The sequence below is a fragment of the bacterium genome (assembly GCA_024226335.1).
Lineage (GTDB): Bacteria > Myxococcota_A > UBA9160 > SZUA-336 > SZUA-336 > JAAELY01.
Genome location: JAAELY010000185.1, coordinates 1 through 999, shown reverse-complemented (window position 1 = coordinate 999; position 999 = coordinate 1). Strand labels below are relative to the sequence as shown.

Annotated in this window: 1 protein-coding gene; it reads left to right on the top strand. The window is 57.8% G+C overall.

All coding sequences use genetic code 11. From position 1 onward, the window contains the following. Positions 1-667 (top strand): hypothetical protein (locus tag GY725_09255; protein MCP4004369.1); only part of this gene is annotated, 667 nt, incomplete at its 5' end. Positions 668-999: the final 332 nt, after the last annotated feature.

Here is a 999-nt window from a genome sequence, read left to right as displayed (position 1 = left end):
CTGGACGCGCTTCAAGAATACCAAGAAGGAGCTCGGAAATCTGGTCGAGAGCGCCGCCGAAGGCGAGCATAAAGTTATCTTCGATGAATTACTCAGAGAGCTGCCCAAGGCAATGGAGGCAGATCCGAAGCTGAGGCAAGTTTTCGATTCGAAGCTGGCGCCGCTTCACTTGTACAATCAACAGCTCAAACAGCTACGCTCGGTCGGCAAGCGCCTGGAGCAGGAGATGCCAAAGACTCCGGAAGAGCAGAGGCGCAGGCTTCTGGTTTTCCGGGACAGCTCTCACTTGCTCGCCACCTTTCGTAACACCGATGCCGGCGAAGAGCTCCTGCGCTTCAAGCCGGCCAAGTGGTGCTTCGAAGAGCTCCCGGAGCTTGCGGACATGTTCCTGTGCCACTACCAGATCGCCCAGTCTGAGAACCGGGCCGCTCCGCTCGAAAAAGCGCACGAGATCGTGGTCAGGGCGCTGGCAATAGGCAAGCTGGAGCCGATCGAGGTCATCATCGGCAAGACCGACTTCAATAATAAAATTCACATCGGGAGATCTTCTGAACAAAAGCCACAGTACCCCACCGGCACGATCGTCGGGGTCGTCAAGAACGGGTTCCGGCACCTGCGGGACGGCAGGATGGTCGTGCAGCCGGAAGTCATCGTCAACAGGATCTAATTTGACAGGCTCGTTCGGACCCAGGTCCTCCAGGGTCCGTGAAACCTGGATTCGAGAGAATAGAAGACTGTGCGGGAGGCGCGTAGAGCCATTTGGACCGGGTCTGGTTTCCATGCTGGGCATTTCTCCGTGATTCCTGTATACATGGGTGCGGCAGTTTCACGGCGAGCGAGGAGGATCCATGGCAAAATTCGTGATCGAGGTCCCTGAGGAGCTCAGAGGTGCCGGAGAGGCAATGGCGGCCGCTCTGGAGACGATGAAGCAGACCATCGCGCGGACGGGTGGAGGAAAGTCCGTCGACTATGCGGGGGTGGAACGTACGATCTCTGAGG